The organism is Pseudomonas sp. FG47 (assembly GCF_057809115.1).
The window spans coordinates 50776-65169 of record NZ_JBMDJI010000019.1 but is presented as its reverse complement, the minus strand read 5'-3'; the positions used below and the strand labels follow the sequence as shown (position 1 = coordinate 65169).

The 14394-nt window shown below is 65.9% G+C and carries 13 protein-coding genes and 1 riboswitch; of the genes, 1 reads left to right on the top strand and 12 read right to left on the bottom strand.

Annotated features, from left to right (window positions below; genetic code table 11):
- From ACODS5_RS15620 to cobO, 6 genes are read right to left on the bottom strand one after another with little or no spacing between them, the layout of a single operon-like run.
- Window positions 1–1455, bottom strand: a complete 1455-nt coding sequence (locus tag ACODS5_RS15620) for a cobyric acid synthase (protein WP_134691859.1) — start codon at window positions 1453–1455, stop codon at window positions 1–3.
- Window positions 1452–2444, bottom strand: coding sequence for a threonine-phosphate decarboxylase CobD (cobD, locus tag ACODS5_RS15615; protein WP_489109078.1), 993 nt, complete (start codon window positions 2442–2444; stop codon window positions 1452–1454). The genes ACODS5_RS15620 and cobD overlap by 4 nt, the downstream gene beginning before the upstream one ends.
- A complete protein-coding gene (gene cbiB / locus ACODS5_RS15610) occupies window positions 2437–3345 on the bottom strand; it encodes an adenosylcobinamide-phosphate synthase CbiB (RefSeq protein ID WP_134691857.1) in 909 nt (302 codons plus the stop codon). The genes cobD and cbiB overlap by 8 nt, the downstream gene beginning before the upstream one ends.
- A complete protein-coding gene (gene bluB / locus ACODS5_RS15605; protein ID WP_134691856.1) occupies window positions 3342–3992 on the bottom strand; it encodes a 5,6-dimethylbenzimidazole synthase in 651 nt (216 codons plus the stop codon). The genes cbiB and bluB overlap by 4 nt, the downstream gene beginning before the upstream one ends.
- Window positions 3989–5284 carry a cobyrinic acid a,c-diamide synthase CobB gene (locus ACODS5_RS15600; protein ID WP_134691855.1) on the bottom strand — a complete coding sequence of 432 codons (1296 nt, stop codon included), beginning with the start codon at window positions 5282–5284 and terminating at the stop codon, window positions 3989–3991. The genes bluB and ACODS5_RS15600 overlap by 4 nt, the downstream gene beginning before the upstream one ends.
- Entirely contained in the window at window positions 5281–5892 is a 612-nt protein-coding gene (gene cobO, locus ACODS5_RS15595) for a cob(I)yrinic acid a,c-diamide adenosyltransferase (protein ID WP_134691854.1), read from the bottom strand. The genes ACODS5_RS15600 and cobO overlap by 4 nt, the downstream gene beginning before the upstream one ends.
- Window positions 5893–6003: 111 nt before the next feature.
- A riboswitch (cobalamin riboswitch) is annotated at window positions 6004–6221 on the bottom strand.
- Window positions 6222–6372: 151 nt separating this feature from the next.
- Between cobO and ACODS5_RS15590 the strand changes: the two genes are divergently transcribed.
- A complete protein-coding gene (locus tag ACODS5_RS15590; protein ID WP_489109077.1) occupies window positions 6373–6951 on the top strand; it encodes a hypothetical protein in 579 nt (192 codons plus the stop codon).
- 16 nt (window positions 6952–6967) lie between these two features.
- Here ACODS5_RS15590 and ACODS5_RS15585 read toward each other — a convergent pair whose 3' ends face one another.
- The 6 genes from ACODS5_RS15585 to ACODS5_RS15560 all read right to left on the bottom strand — a co-directional run bounded on the left by ACODS5_RS15585 (window position 6968) and on the right by ACODS5_RS15560 (window position 14099).
- Complete coding sequence (locus ACODS5_RS15585) at window positions 6968–9529, bottom strand: dermonecrotic toxin domain-containing protein (protein ID WP_489109076.1); 2562 nt, start codon at window positions 9527–9529, stop codon at window positions 6968–6970.
- A gap of 111 nt (window positions 9530–9640) precedes the next feature.
- Window positions 9641–10177 (bottom strand): C40 family peptidase, encoded by a 537-nt coding sequence (locus tag ACODS5_RS15580; protein WP_134691851.1) that lies wholly within the window; start codon window positions 10175–10177, stop codon window positions 9641–9643.
- A gap of 146 nt (window positions 10178–10323) precedes the next feature.
- Window positions 10324–10959 carry a C40 family peptidase gene (locus ACODS5_RS15575; protein WP_134691850.1) on the bottom strand — a complete coding sequence of 212 codons (636 nt, stop codon included), beginning with the start codon at window positions 10957–10959 and terminating at the stop codon, window positions 10324–10326.
- Between the two features lie 127 nt (window positions 10960–11086).
- Entirely contained in the window at window positions 11087–11791 is a 705-nt protein-coding gene (gene hda / locus ACODS5_RS15570) for a DnaA regulatory inactivator Hda (RefSeq protein WP_031314897.1), read from the bottom strand.
- A 175-nt stretch (window positions 11792–11966) separates the two neighbouring features.
- Entirely contained in the window at window positions 11967–13040 is a 1074-nt protein-coding gene (locus ACODS5_RS15565; RefSeq protein WP_134691849.1) for an AI-2E family transporter, read from the bottom strand.
- Window positions 13041–13052: 12 nt separating this feature from the next.
- Complete coding sequence (locus tag ACODS5_RS15560; protein ID WP_134691848.1) at window positions 13053–14099, bottom strand: DUF2066 domain-containing protein; 1047 nt, start codon at window positions 14097–14099, stop codon at window positions 13053–13055.
- Window positions 14100–14394: the final 295 nt, after the last annotated feature.

Here is a 14394-nt window from a genome sequence, read left to right as displayed (position 1 = left end):
TCAGGCGACTCCACACAGTTCGCACAGGCGCGCGGTGTCCAGGTGCTGCTCGACCAGGTCGGCCAGGCGCTCGATATCGCGCTCGCGCAGGGCCTCGTAGTCGATGGTCTGCGCATCGGCCAGCCCGGCCCAGCGCAGCAGCGCGGCGCACGACTGGCTACCCTCGAACAGGCCATGCAGGTAGGTGGCGAGGATCTGCCCGTCGGCGCTGATGGCGCCATCGGCACGGCCATCGGCCAGTTGCACTGCGGGGCGCTCCAGCGCCAGCCCGCTGGTGACGCCGGCATGGATTTCATACCCCGCCACCGGGGCCTGCTCGAGATCGAGCGTGCCCGCCACGTTACGCAACTGCTTCTCGGATTCCAGCACGGTGCTGTACGCCAGCAGGCCCAGGCCATCACTGGAGCCAGCCGGCCCCTCCAGGCCCAGGGGATCATGCACCTGCTCGCCAAGCATCTGCAGGCCGCCGCAGATACCGATGAGCTTGCCGCCATAACGCAGGTGCCGGGCGATGGCCGTGTCCCAGCCGCGCTCGCGCAGTTGCGCCAGGTCGCCGCGCACGCTCTTGGAGCCGGGCAGGATGATCAGGTCGGCAGGCGGAATCGGCTGGCCCGGGCCGATGAACTGCAGGTCCACCTGAGGGTGCAGGCGCAGCGGATCGAAGTCGGTGTGGTTGCTGATGCGCGGCAACACCGGGACGATCACCTTCAGCAGGCGCTCACTTTTTTCGCCCTGGCGCGTATCGATACCATCCTCGGCCTCCAGGTGCAGGTCGGTGACGTAGGGCAGCACGCCCAGCACCGGCTTGCCAGTGCGCTGCTCCAGCCAGTCCAGGCCAGGCTGCAGCAGGGCGATGTCGCCACGGAAACGGTTGATGACGAAGCCCTTGACCCGCGCCTGCTCGCTTGCCGACAGCAACTCCAGAGTGCCGACCAGATGGGCGAACACGCCGCCCCGGTTGATATCGGCCACCAGGATCACCGGACAGTCGACGGCCTCGGCGAAGCCCATGTTGGCAATATCGCCGGCCCGCAGGTTGATCTCCGCCGGGGAACCAGCACCTTCGACCATCACCACCGGATAGGCTTCGCTCAGGCGCTCGTGGGAGGCCAACACCGCCTGCATGGCGATGGTCTTGTAGTCGTGATAGGCCACGGCGTTCATGCTGGTCACCGCCCGGCCATGGACGATCACCTGGGCGCCGGTGTCGCTGTTGGGCTTGAGCAGCACCGGGTTCATGTCGGTGTGTGGCGCCAGCCGGCAGGCCTGGGCCTGCACCGCCTGGGCGCGACCGATCTCGCCGCCATCGGCGGTCACGGCGCTGTTGAGCGCCATGTTCTGTGGCTTGAACGGCACCACGGCGATGCCCTGGCGCAGCAACCAGCGGCACAGGGCGGTGACCAGCGTGCTCTTGCCGGCATCGGAGGTGGTGCCTTGCACCATGAGGGTGGTCATGCCGATTCCTTGTGGTAGTCCGCCAGGGCCTGGGCCAGGCGTTGTTCGTCCGCCGCCGTGGCGGGCAGGCCGAAACGCAGCGCCGACGGCCGCTCGAACAGCCGCACCAGGATGCCCCGGCGAGCGAGATAGTCATGCAGATGCGCGGCACGTTCGTCACGCACGTACTGGAACAGGTCGCAGCCACCGCTGGGTGGCAGGCCTGCGCCTTCGAGCGTCGTGGCCAGGCGCTGGCTGGCCTGGGCGCAACGGACAATCTGCGCCAGGTGCGTCGCCTCGTCGGCGAAGCACGCCTGCCCCAGCACGCGGGTCGGTCCACTGACGGTCCAGGGCCCGAGCGCCTCGGCCAGTTGCCGCAACACATCCGCCTCGGCGACGACGAAGCCCAGCCGCACGCCGGCCAAGCCGAAGAACTTGCCGAACGAGCGCAGCACGATCAGCCCGGGTTGTTCGGCCTGATCGACCACGCTGTATGCCGGTGTGTTGTCCATGAAGGCTTCGTCCACCAGCAACCAGCCACCCCGCGCAGCCAGACGCGCATGCCAGGCCAGCAGGCGTTCGCGGGGCACACGGCGGCCGGTGGGGTTGTTGGGATTGACCAGCACCAGGACATCCAGGCTGTCGAGTGCGTCCTCGACCTGGGCCTCATCCAGCTCGACCAGCGCATGCCCCGCCCGCGCCCAGGCATGCGGATGTTCGGCATAGCATGGCGTCAGTACCCCGACCCGAGCGGTCGGGCGCAGGTACGGCAAGGCCTGGATCGCCGCCTGCGAGCCGGCCACCGCCAGCAGCGGCTGCGCGCCATAGTAGCGCCGTGCAGCCGCCTCCAGGCCGTCCTCGGTCTCGGGCAGACGAGCCCAGGCGTCCACGGGAATCGGCGGTATCGGGTAGGGCCAGGGGGCGATACCACTGGACAGGTCGAGCCACTGGTGCCGAGGGATCGCGTACTGTTTCACCGCCCGCAGCAGGCGGCCACCGTGCTCAAGCATTCAGGTAGGCTCCCACGCAGATCAATAGCACCCACAGCCACACGCCACGCTGCACCAGGCTCCAGCCACGCTCGATGGCATCAGCGTCGGCCATCGGCCCCTCGCCCAGGCGCGGGCGTTCGTGCAGCTCGCCGTGATACACCGCCGGGCCACCCAGCTCCACCCCCAGGGCACCGGCCCCCGCCGCCATCACCGGGCCGGCGTTGGGGCTGTCCCATAGCGGCGCCTGCTTGCGCCAGCAGGCCAGGGCCAGGCGGGTCTTGCCCAGCAGCGCATAGGTCAGCGCTACCAGCCTGGCGGGAATATAGTTCAGCCCATCGTCGATGCGTGCCGCGCACCAGCCGAAGCGCTCGAAACGTTCGTTGCGATAGCCCCACATGGCATCCAGGGTATTGCTCAGGCGGTACAGCACCACCCCCGGCGCCCCGGCCACGACGAACCAGAACAGCGCGGCGAATACCGCATCGCTGCCGTTCTCCAGCACCGACTCAGTGGCCGCCCGGGCCACGGCGGGTTCGTCCAGTTCGCGGGTCTCGCGGCTGACCAGGTAACCGACGCGCCGCCGCGCCTGCTCCAGGTCGCCCTGGCGCAGCGCCTGGGCCACCGGCAGCACATGCTCACCCAGGCTGCGCAGGCCCAGGGCGCAGTACAGCGCCAGCACGTCCACCAGCCAGCCAATAACAGGTAGCCAGGAAAGAATCAGCGCCAGCAAGGTCAGCGGCACGACAGCCAGGAACCAGGCCGTGACACCGTGGCTGCGCCAGCCCCGGCCACCGGCGTTGAAGCGCTGCTCCAGGCGCACGGCGAGGTTGCCGAAACCGACCAGGGGATGGCGCCGCCTCGGCTCACCCAGCAGTGCATCCAGAGCCACGCCGGCCACGGTCAGCAAAGCCACACTCATGACCGCTCTCCCCACTGGTTCTCGTAGAGCATGTCACTCAACGGCCGTTGCTCGGCCCAGTCTTCGAGCACCAGCATCGGCGCCGGATAGAATTCGGTCACCGGCCCCAGGCACAGCACCGCCATGGGCTTGGCACCTACGGGCATGCCCAGCAGCTCGGCCAGGGCCTGCGGCTCGAACAGCGACACCCAGCCCATGCCCAGCCCTTCGGCCCGCGCCGCCAGCCACAGGTTCTGGATGGCGCAGGCCAGCGAAGCCAGGTCCATCTCCGGCAGGGTGCGGCGGCCGAAGACATGCGCCTCGCGCTTGTCCATCAGCGCGGCGACCAGCACCTCGGCGCAGTCGTTGATGCCTTCGACCTTGAGCTTCATGAACTCATCGGAGCGCTCGCCCAGGGCTTCGGCGGTGCGCACCCGCTCCTGCTCCACCAACGCCTGGATACGTTCGCGCAAACCGCGCTGGCTGATACGAATGAAGCGCCAGGGCTGCATCAGGCCCACGCTGGGGGCCTGATGAGCGGCGGCCAGCAGACGCCCGAGCAACTCGGGGGCCACCTCGCCGCCGGCGAAATGGCGCATGTCGCGGCGCTCGCCGATGGCCCGGTAGATGGCCGCGCGCTCAACGGCGCTGTACGCGTGTTCGCTCATGGTCGCAACAGCGCCGCCGCCGCGTCGGGGTTGGACGGAAAATAGAAATGCACGTAGGAAGCGGTCAGCCGTCCCAGGCGGTAGACCGCCTCGTTGCCGCGTCCGCCGTTGGGGCTCAGGCCCCGGGCAATCGGTTCCAGCTCGGTGCTGGTCAGTGAATGGTGATAGGTGTGGCCGCGCAGGATGCCTTCGGGCAACTCGACGGCCTGCAGGGCCAAGGCCGCCAGGCGCTTCTGCATGGTCGCCTCGCCCGGCAGCAGGCCTGCCAGCGGCGCACGCACACCGGCCACATCGGTCAGGGCGTCGAGCAGGTAGAGCATGCCGCCACACTCGGCCAGCAGCGGCTTGCCCTCGGCGTGGTGGCCACGGATCGCCTCCAGCATCGGTGCGTTGGCGGCCAGGGCCTGATGGTGCAGCTCCGGGTAGCCGCCTGGCAGGTACAGGCTGTCTACATCAGGCAACTCCCGATCATGCAACGGCGAGAAGAATTCGAGCTGCGCGCCGAGGCTGCGCAGCAGATCCAGGTTGGCGCCATAGGTGAAGGCGAAGGCTTCGTCATGGGCCACCCCGATGCGCACCCCGGCAAGCGGTGTGGTCACGCCCAGTGGCTCAGGCCGGGCAAAACCGACCGGTGGCGGCAATGCTGCATCGCAGCTGGCACCCAGCGCTTCGGCGGCGGCATCCAGGCGCGCATCCAGGTCATTGAGTTCACTGGCCTGGACCAGGCCGAGGTGGCGGCTGGGCAGCTCGATGCCACGCTCGCGGGACAACCCGCCGTACCAGCGCAGGCCTTCGGTGAGGCTGCCTTCGAGCAACTGCGCGTGGCGCAGGCTGCCAACCCGGTTGGCCAGCACCCCGGCGAACGGCAAGTCGGGCTGGTAACGCGCCAGGCCCAGGGCCAGGGCGCCGAAGGTCTGGGCCATGGCCGTGCCATCGATCACCGCCAGCACCGGCACGCCGAAATGACGGGCCAGATCGGCGCTCGACGGCGTGCCGTCGAACAGCCCCATCACGCCTTCGATCAGGATCAGGTCGGCCTCGCCCGCCGCTTCCCACAGCAGGCGACGACTCTCCTCGGCACCGATCATCCACAGGTCCAGCTGATAGACCGGCGCGCCACTGGCACGCTCGAGGATCATCGGGTCGAGAAAGTCAGGCCCGCACTTGAACACCCGCACCTTGCGCCCGAGGTTGCGGTGCAGGCGGGCCAGGGCGGCGGTGACCGTGGTCTTGCCCTGGCCCGAGGCCGGGGCCGCGATCAGCACGGCGGGACATTGGCGCGAGTCACTCACAGCTCGACGCCCTTCTGTGCGCGGATACCGGCCTGGAAGGCGTGCTTGAGCATGCCCATCTCGGTGACGGTGTCGGCCAGCTCGATCATTTCCGGCTTGGCTGCACGGCCGGTGACGATCACATGCTGCATCGGTGGGCGGGCCTGGATGTCCGAGAGCACCTGGTCGAGGTCGAGGTAGCCATGCTTGAGGGCGATGTTCAGCTCATCGAGCACCACGAACTGGATCGACGGATCCTGCAGCAACTGGCGCGATACCGCCCACGCGGCCTCGGCGGCGGCGATGTCGCGCTGGCGGTCCTGGGTCTCCCAGGTGAAGCCCTCACCCATCACGTGATAGCGCACCTGCTCGGGGAAGCGGCGGAAGAACAGCTCTTCGCCTGTGCTGTTGCGACCCTTGATGAACTGCACCACGCCGCACTGCATGCCGTGGCCCAAGGCGCGGGCCAACATGCCGAAAGCTGAGCTGCTCTTGCCCTTGCCGTTGCCGGTCAGCACCAGCAACAGGCCGCATTCGTTGGGGGAATTGGCGATGCGCTCGTCGATGATCGCCTTCTTGCGCTGCATGCGCGCCAGGTGACGTTCGTCGCGTTCGGTGGATTCGCTCATCAGGGGTCTCCGCGGGCTGTCGCAGGGGCAGCGACAGAAAAAGGGCGGGCAGACGGAGAACGCGCAGGGGCCGTGGCGCAGGCCACATCGCTGGCGCATCACCCTCCGTGATGCCGTTGGCAGTTGCAGGCCGGTCTCCGGGCTTGTGAGCGGGCCTGGCCCGGGCTGCGCGCCTTCCCGGGCGATACACCCAGTGGCCTTGCGCAGCGTTGACTCACCTACCGTTGCGGGGGCAGCGCCGGACTCGCACCTTGGCTGGCGCTCACCGGCTTCCCAGTTTCACCCTGCCGAGCCACGGCTCGCAGGGCACCTGAAACACGCCGCGAAGGTTAGAGGGTTGCATCAGGAGCGTCAATCGAGCATGGACCGATCTGGCCTGGATCAATGGCCGATCCGCCAGCTTGTGCCACACTCAAAGCAGTGATATCACATAGCCATCACCGCGACCGACCGCGACCACAATGACAAGGAGCGCGCAGCATGCAAGGCCTGATCATCAACAACCCCCGCCTGGAGTTCCTGCGCCCGGCCCTGGAACGCTGGGTCGACTGTATCGACCGCTTCAACCAGTTCCAAGGCGATAACGAGGCCCCGTATTGGCACGGCGCCGCCGCCAACACCGGGATGCTCGCGGCGGCGGCCTGGCAGGCCGAGCTGGTGGCGCTGGAGCAATACACCAGCAAGAAACAACGCGACGAAGGCGAGCGCGAGGCGCGCGGCGACCTGTTCATCGGCAATGCCGAGGACTCGATCCACCTGCACGCCAGCCAGCGCTGGCCACGCATCGCCCGCCTCGACCTGGCAGCGGCCTTGCAGGAGAGCGCCAGCCAGGCCAAGGCGATCGCCTACGCCAGCCAGTTCAAGGCCGGGGCGTTGTTCGTCACCCCGTGGAAGGCCGGGCAGCACGCCAGCCCCGAAGAACTGCAGGACCTGGTCGACGACCTGCAAAAACACACCGCCTGCGCGATCGCCTGGTACTTCCCCTATGCCTACCGCAAGCTGCATAACGAACTGGGGCAGTACTTCCCTGGGGTGGCATTGCTGCTCAAGCAGGCCTGATCAAGGCCGCCCCCTCTCAGCGCCGGCCACCGTCGGCGGGAAAGAACCGGTCCGCCACCGCCGGGTTCCTGAAGCGCGCTCGGTAAACCTCTCGATCGAAAGGCTGACCGGTACGCAGGTCATACACGGCCGCCGTGCCGGGCCCGCCCACCCGGGCAAGCTGCACATGAATGAACCGATAGCCCTCCCCGTAGACCTGCTGCAACCCCTCGATGCGCAAGTAGTGCCCCGGCAGGAACAGGGTTTCAGCCTCCATCGGGTAGATCGAGAACGGGCTGATCGGCCTCCCCCCTTGGTAACGCTGCGCCGGCAACTCGAAAATCACCGAGCTGTCATCATAGCTACGCAGTGCGCCATCCTCGTCCTCTCCGCTGCCGGTGGAGGCAAATTCGCAAGCCTTGTAGGGATTCTCGGTGAAGGAGCTCAGGTCGGTGTTGACCAGTATGTCGCCCACTTGTAGACGGCCGCTGCGATAGCCTTCGCCTCCCGTGCCGCGGCTAGCGTTACCACCGCGATACAAGGTGACGGCGTTGTTCTCGGGCAACGCCGCCAAGGTGTCGGCGAGACGCCCGATGTAGTCGTCCATGTCCGGGTGCGCGTAGGTGCCATAGCGGAACACATCGTTGACGTTCGACGCCTTGTGGGTGTAGTCCTCGATCAAGGCGTTGAAGAACTGCCGCCCCTTGCGGTAGGAATACACCGGCTTGCCCTCGACCAGCAGGCAAGGCAAACCATGGGTATCCAGGTCAAAGCCCTTTCCGGCCGCAAGCTCGACAACACCCGCGCCAATCAGCACATCCTTCTGCCGCACGATGGCCTTGGTCGACAGCTTGGCGCTCGCCCACTGGCCGGTCCGGCTGTAGGTATCCCAAAGTTCCGAACGCAGGCTGGACAGCTGCGCAGGTGCAGGGGGGGCCCCCCCCAGCAGGCGCGGCGGCTCCAACAGCACCCACTCGCCCTGGTCGTTCAGGCGCACAGGATGCAAGGCGGCGAATGCAAAGGGATTGTCCGGCGGCACAATCAGCCAACAGGACAAGTCAGGGCTGTAGCGCACCCGATAGACCAAGCCGTTGAGGGTGATCCAGCAACTGCCGTCATTCGCTACCCGCACGCCTCGCAAGCGGCCAGTTTGCATCAGCTCGCCGGCCACCAGCGTATTGGTCTCCTGCCCCTCCACCGGCAGGGTGGCACTGCGCACCTCCTGCCAACGTCCGAGCGATGCCTTGAACTCGTGGGGCGGCGCGTCGTAAGTCAACGAGGCGAAACTGGAGGTGAAGCTGATATCGATCATGTTCAAGGCCGTATACAGGCTGTCGAGCATGGCTTCACGCAGCGCCCCCTGACGGGCCTGCGCGTCCACTGCAGTGGCCGCGGCGTCCACATCCAGGCCCACCTTGCCAAGGCCAGCCCCCAACAGTGTGAGGCTCATGGGCCAACCCAAGGGCGCGAAGCCACCGAACACCTTGAGAAATGCCGACAGGTAACCGCGCCACATCGCCTTGCGCAGGTCGGCATTGCTTTGCATGAGCTGGGCGGCCTGGTGCATCTCGATCGACACTTGGTCGACAAGCACGTCGAACAACGGCTTGCTCGACTCACGCCTGAACAGCGTGAGCGCGACCACAGCCATCGCATCGGAGCGACTGGCGGCAATACCTTGCAGGTGTACCTTGATCAGCTGTCTGCCGGCGTCATCTCGCGGATTGACATGCGCCCCTTCGACAAATGCTTGCAGCGCCTCGGCGGATTGCAGATGCTCACGCAGCCAGCGCGCCATGGCCAACTCGGAATCGAACCCACGCACGGCCTCCGACGACCAAGGCATGTACAACACGACGCGCCCATCCGCCGCTGTCAGCCGGTACAGGCTACCCCGGTCGGCTTCGCCAAAGGCATAGCGGCTGACGGTCAATGGCGGGCGGGTCGCGTCTTGCTGCAACAGCGCCAGGGTCGGCAGCACCCCTGCCGTCAAACCATCCGCCGCCACCGCTTGCAGGCGCTGCCAATCGAGCTGGCTGATCAAATCGCGGCTCAAGGCTGCAGCGGCCTTGCCGAGCAGATTGACCTTGGCCACGATGCGAAAATTCTGCCCATGGCTGGACCAGAAACGCTGGATCGCCACCCGGTAGACCTCGGCGAAATCCAGTGCCCACAGGTCCTTCTGCACCTCGCGAGCCAACAAGCGAACTTCATTGCGCTCATCGAACCGACCAACCCGCGCGCCTTGCCTATAAAAGCCACCAACCTGGTCCAGTTGGTCCGGCGCATCCTGGAACTGCGCATCGAAACGCTCGATGAGCAACTCGATCAGCTGCATCGACTTGGCCGGTACCCCTGAGTGTTTCCAACCATTGAATGTGCGCGGGCTGCTACTGCCACTGTCAAACTGATGCCACCAAACGAAACGAGGGTCCATCGCCTTGCCGGTGTGCTTCACCAACAGCCGCGCGGCCTCGCGATTGGCCAATACGTAGGGGTCTGGGTATTCACGGATGATCTCATCCACCAGGGCTGCCAGCGGCCGCCCTGCGTCGAGCGCGTCGAGACTGCGCTCGACGCGTTCCTTGATGGTGCTCATGAAGCGCTCCAGGAATGTCTTTATCGGACAGACATCCTGATCGGCGCAACGCGCGCAAGCGCGGTAGAAGGATAGTGCGGTCAGCCCAGATCAGGGGGCACCGCCATCTGTTTAGGGGTTTTGCGCCAGATGGCCCGGGGGCAGGACGCGCTTGGCTTGCAGATAAGCGCGAGACCAGTAGTTGCTCGACAGGTAATCCAGACGCACGGTCCCGCCGCTGGACGGCGCATGCACGAAGCGCCCCTCGCCCACATAGATACCGGCATGGCTGACCTGCGAGCCGCCACCGGTGGCGAAGAACACCAGGTCGCCCGACTGCAGGGCGTTGATGTCCACGTTCGGCGCGCGCATCACGATCATGTCGCGGGTGGTACGCGGCAGGCTGATACCGGCGGCGTCCCGGTAGACATAGCCGATCAAGCCGCTGCAATCGAAGCCGGAGTCCGGGGTATTGCCACCCCAGCGGTAGGGCGTGCCCACCAGGCCGATGGCGCGAAACAGCACATCGTCAGCTGCCGGCGAAGAAGCCGGTTGCTGGCTGAACGACACAGGCGGTTTGGCCGCTGGAGCCGGCGCCGGAACACGGCTCGAACAGGCAGCGAGCAGTGCCGCGAGAGAAAGGAGTGCGAAGCGCGCCAACATCGCCATGATGGTAACGTCCTATCGAAGACCGTCCGGCCACAGCCGAAGCCAAAAGAGTTGAGAAATTAGATTAGACGCTTTCTGTAAATGCGCACGGCGGCGAGCTTTTTCAGCTACGCCGCCGTGGCAGGGTACAGCATTTTGATATCAAATCAATTGCGCGAGATCGTGGTCGGCGCCATGGCGAGCGCGCGTTTGGCCTCGATGAAGGTCTTGCTCCAGTAGCGATCGCCCAGGCTGTCGATGCGCACGCCACCGCTGCGGCGGCTGCTGGAGTGGATGAACTGGTTGTCACCCAGGTAGATACCGGCATGGCTGACCCGGCCCCGACCGTTGGTGCTGAAGAACAACAGGTCGCCCGGCTTGAGCTTGTTGCGCGCGACTTTAGGCGCGTCGACGTTGATCATCTCGCGGGTCGAGCGTGGCAGGTTCATTCCGGCTTCTTCGCGGAACAGGTAGCCGATGAAACCGCTGCAATCGAAACCGGACTTCTCCGAGGTACCGCCAAAGCGATAGCGGGTACCGATCAGTGACATGCCACGCTCGAGGATGCTGTCGGCCAGTACCGGCAGCTGGTAAGGCTTGCTGTTGCTGGAGAAGGCCTCGAGATCATCTTCGTTGGCCAGTTCTTCCTCTGTGAATACGGAAGAAGCCGACGCCTTGGCCTTGACCGATTGTTCGGTGGCCAGCGGACGATCCTGCGAGGTTGCGACCGGGCCGGTGGAGGCGCAGCCGAAAAGAAGAGTGGCAAGTGCAAGTGGCACGAGGGGTGCGAAGCGCTTCAGCATGGGCACGACCGTGTCTGTAGTCCTTTAGAAGGGGGAAACTATGCCTTCTATCGGACCCATTTGCAAATTTTATCGAAAAAGATGTGACTTTTCCGTTTCGAGGCTCTGGCCCCGTGCTTTCAGGCCACTACCAGCCGAGGGTTTCCTTGAGAAACGGAATAGTCAACTTGCGCTGAGCTTGCAGCGAGGCCTGGTCGAGACGCTCGAGCAGGTCGAACAGCGCGCTCATGCTACGGGTACCACGGGTGAGGATGAAGTGGCCGACTTCGTCGGTCAGGTGCAGGCCGCGGCGCGAGGCCCGCAGTTGCAAGGCTCGCAGCTTGTCTTCGTCGGACATGCCGCGCATCTGGAAGATCAGCGCCAGGGTCAGCCGCGACTTGAGGTCGGCCAGCTTGATCGGCAATTCGCGTGGCGAGCTGGAGGCCGCCAGCAACAAGCGCCGACCACTGTCGCGCAGGCGGTTGAACAGGTGGAACATCGCCTCTTCCCAGTCCGCCTTGCCGGCAATCACGTGCAGGTCATCGATGCACACCAGCTCGTATTGCTCCAAGTGGTCGAGCAGCTCGACACCGCGCTCGAGCAATTGCGCCAGGGGCAGGTAGACGGCGGGCTCGCCAAGTTGCTGGAAACGGTGGGTGGCGGCTTGCAGCAGGTGGGTACGGCCAACACCCTGCTTGCCCCACAGGTAGATGAGGCTCTCGGTCCAGCCGGCGTCGGCTTCGCATAGCCGCTCGACGTAGCCCAATGCCGCGGCATTGGCGCCCGGATAGTAGTTGATGAAGGTGGCATCGTCGCGCAGACGCACACCCAGGGGCAACTGGATCGGTTTCATGCTGGCTGGCGGTCGCGGGGACCACAGGGGGCCTTTGGTGAACAGTGTTGCAAAGTCTATACCCGCAACGCGGGCGGCACAATCGGCGAGGGAAATAGCACAAGTAAAATCAAGCAGTTGCGCTATTTCGACAAGCCCGCTCCAACAACCGTGACAGCGGGCTTGTCTCGATCGGTCATAGATCCGGGTCGATCTCCCCGGCATACATGTCCGACTCCTTGTACAGGTCATGCACATGCCGCAGCAGCACCATGATCACCGCCGCCACCGGCAACGCCAGCAGCACGCCGGTAAAGCCGAACAACTCGCCACCGGCGAGGATCGCGAAGATCACCGCCACCGGGTGCAGGCCGATGCGATCACCCACCAGCAACGGCGTCAGCACCATGCCTTCGAGGGCCTGGCCGACCAGGAACACCGCGACGATGCCCAGCATCGGGTACAGGTCGCCGCCAAATTGGAACAATCCGGCGATCAGCGCCGCGCCAATGCCGATGATGAAGCCCATGTACGGCACGATCGCCGCCAGCCCCGCCAGCATGCCGATCAACAGGCCCAGCTCCAGCCCCAGCAGCATCAGCCCGCTGGAATAGATGACGCCCAATGCCAGCATCACCAACAACTGCCCACGCACGAAGGCGCCCAGCACTTCATGGCACTCTCCGGCCAGCCCCACCACCTGCGGTTCACGCTGGCGCGGCAGCAGGCTGCGCAGCTTGGCCATCATCAGGTCCCAGTCGCGCAGCAGGTAGAAGCCCACCACCGGGATCAGCACCAGGTTGGCCAACCAGCCGATCAGCGCCAGGCTCGAGGCGGTGGCCTGGGACAGCAGCACGCCAACGATGTCGGTGGTCTGGCCCATGTGCTCGGTGATGGCCGACTTGATCTTGTCGAACTTCCAGAAACCATCGGCCAGGCCCAGGCGGCTTTGCACCCAGGGCAACGCCACGTGCTGCAACCAGTCGAGCATCTGCGGCGCCAACTCGTACAAGCGCACCAGTTGCTTGGCCAGCATCGGCACCAACACCAGCAGCAGCGCCAGGAAAATCAGGGTAAACAGGCTGAATACCACCACCACGCCCCAGGTGCGCGACAGCCCGAGGCGCTCCAGGCGGTCGACCAGCGGGTCGGCCAAGTAAGCCAGCAGGATGCCGACCAGGAATGGCGAGAGGATGTTGTGCAGAAAATACAGCAGCACGGCAATCACCAGTGCCGCGCCGAGCCAGATCCAGCGACGCATGTCAGTCATTCGTGGCACTCCTTACCAGCGAAAACGCAGGCCGTCGAACGGCTTTGGCGCGATAGGTGGCGGCGTGCCGGGTTCGCCCTGCGCGGCTGGCGTGGCGGGTACCGGCTCGGTCGGCAACTCCTGGAGCTTGGCCAGGCTCAGTTGGGCGCGCAGTTGCTCACGGTTCGCCGTGACGCCGTAGGTCAAGGTAGCACCATCGGCCATTTGCAGGCGCGCGCCGTAAGGCTCGAGCACACGGCTCAGCTCGGCGTAGCGCTGCAGGCTCATGCCCTGAACCTGCACCTGCACATCGCTGCTGGCCCCTGGCCGCGTCACATAGCGGGGCGCCAGGCGATTGCTCACCGCCAGCAGCAGCGCATCGGCCAATGCCGCCTGGTCGGCCCCTTCGGCACTGCCCTGCTCGCGCTGGTCGCCCAGCCACAACTGCCACTTGCCCTGCCACTTGCCGTCCACCTCACGCGCATGCACGGCCAGCAGCGCATCGGCGCCATAGCGCTCGGACGCCTCGCGCAGGGGGGCCGGATCGCTGCCATCGATATGCTGCGGGTTGCCTACCAGTTGTTCCTGCAGGTCGGCCAGCGGCAAGCGCAGCGGCAGGCCACGGTGCTGGGCGGCGCGGCGCAATGGCTCGGCGGCGGCCTGACCGTCGCCGACCAGGCTGCTGCCCTCGACGCTGTCGTTCAACCACCAGCCGAGAATCGACGGCCGATTGCTGCCCCACAGGGCCAGGCCCGCCTGGCGCAACACCCGCTCGGTGCTGCCTGGATCGAACTCGACCAGCACCGCCTCGGGTGGCCCGGCCTCGGTGCCGACCTGGTTGATGATCTGCTGCGGATCCTTGCGCAGGTTGGCCAGTGCCGCGCCCTGCGGTGCCCTGGGATCGCCCGTCAGGCGCAGCACCAGGGTGTCCAGGGCCTTGGCGGTAGCCTGGGAGCGGGCCTCGCCGCCCTGCCCGTCTAGGGGCTCGCGCACCTGGTACAGGCCAGAGACTGTTTCGGCCTGAGCCGCGCTGGCGGCCGCTAGCAAACAGGCACCCGCGAGGTAATTGAAAAGACGCATTGAGGATTCCTGTCCAGATAACCATGGGGCGACGCGCCCGAACCTGTCGGCTGTGACCGCGCGGAGCGAACAAATACTCCGCCAGTGCGGCCATTTGCCTGCGTCGCCATGCCTATACCTTATACAGGCACTGGCGCGGCAACCAGCCACAGGCGCTGAAAGCGTTTTTTTAGCGACATTTGCCGCCTGCCCGTCGGCCTGAGGATGGCCGCTTGGGGGCAACCCTGATAAAATCGCGCGCCTTCGCAGACCAGTGACGTACAGGCAGCCGCACGCGTTCCCGTCGGCCTTGGCC

Bases quoted from the DNA above. Each gene is read 5' to 3' on its own strand.
- ACODS5_RS15620 (WP_134691859.1), bottom strand. From the start codon at position 1,455: ATGACCACCCTCATGGTGCAAGGCACCACCTCCGATGCCGGCAAGAGC.
- cobD (WP_489109078.1), bottom strand. From the start codon at position 2,444: ATGCTTGAGCACGGTGGCCGCCTGCTGCGGGCGGTGAAACAGTACGCG.
- cbiB (WP_134691857.1), bottom strand. From the start codon at position 3,345: ATGAGTGTGGCTTTGCTGACCGTGGCCGGCGTGGCTCTGGATGCACTG.
- bluB (WP_134691856.1), bottom strand. From the start codon at position 3,992: ATGAGCGAACACGCGTACAGCGCCGTTGAGCGCGCGGCCATCTACCGG.
- cobO (WP_134691854.1), bottom strand. From the start codon at position 5,892: ATGAGCGAATCCACCGAACGCGACGAACGTCACCTGGCGCGCATGCAG.
- ACODS5_RS15590 (WP_489109077.1), top strand. From the start codon at position 6,373: ATGCAAGGCCTGATCATCAACAACCCCCGCCTGGAGTTCCTGCGCCCG.
- ACODS5_RS15585 (WP_489109076.1), bottom strand. From the start codon at position 9,529: ATGAGCACCATCAAGGAACGCGTCGAGCGCAGTCTCGACGCGCTCGAC.
- ACODS5_RS15580 (WP_134691851.1), bottom strand. From the start codon at position 10,177: ATGGCGATGTTGGCGCGCTTCGCACTCCTTTCTCTCGCGGCACTGCTC.
- ACODS5_RS15575 (WP_134691850.1), bottom strand. From the start codon at position 10,959: ATGCTGAAGCGCTTCGCACCCCTCGTGCCACTTGCACTTGCCACTCTT.
- hda (WP_031314897.1), bottom strand. From the start codon at position 11,791: ATGAAACCGATCCAGTTGCCCCTGGGTGTGCGTCTGCGCGACGATGCC.
- ACODS5_RS15565 (WP_134691849.1), bottom strand. From the start codon at position 13,040: ATGACTGACATGCGTCGCTGGATCTGGCTCGGCGCGGCACTGGTGATT.
- ACODS5_RS15560 (WP_134691848.1), bottom strand. From the start codon at position 14,099: ATGCGTCTTTTCAATTACCTCGCGGGTGCCTGTTTGCTAGCGGCCGCC.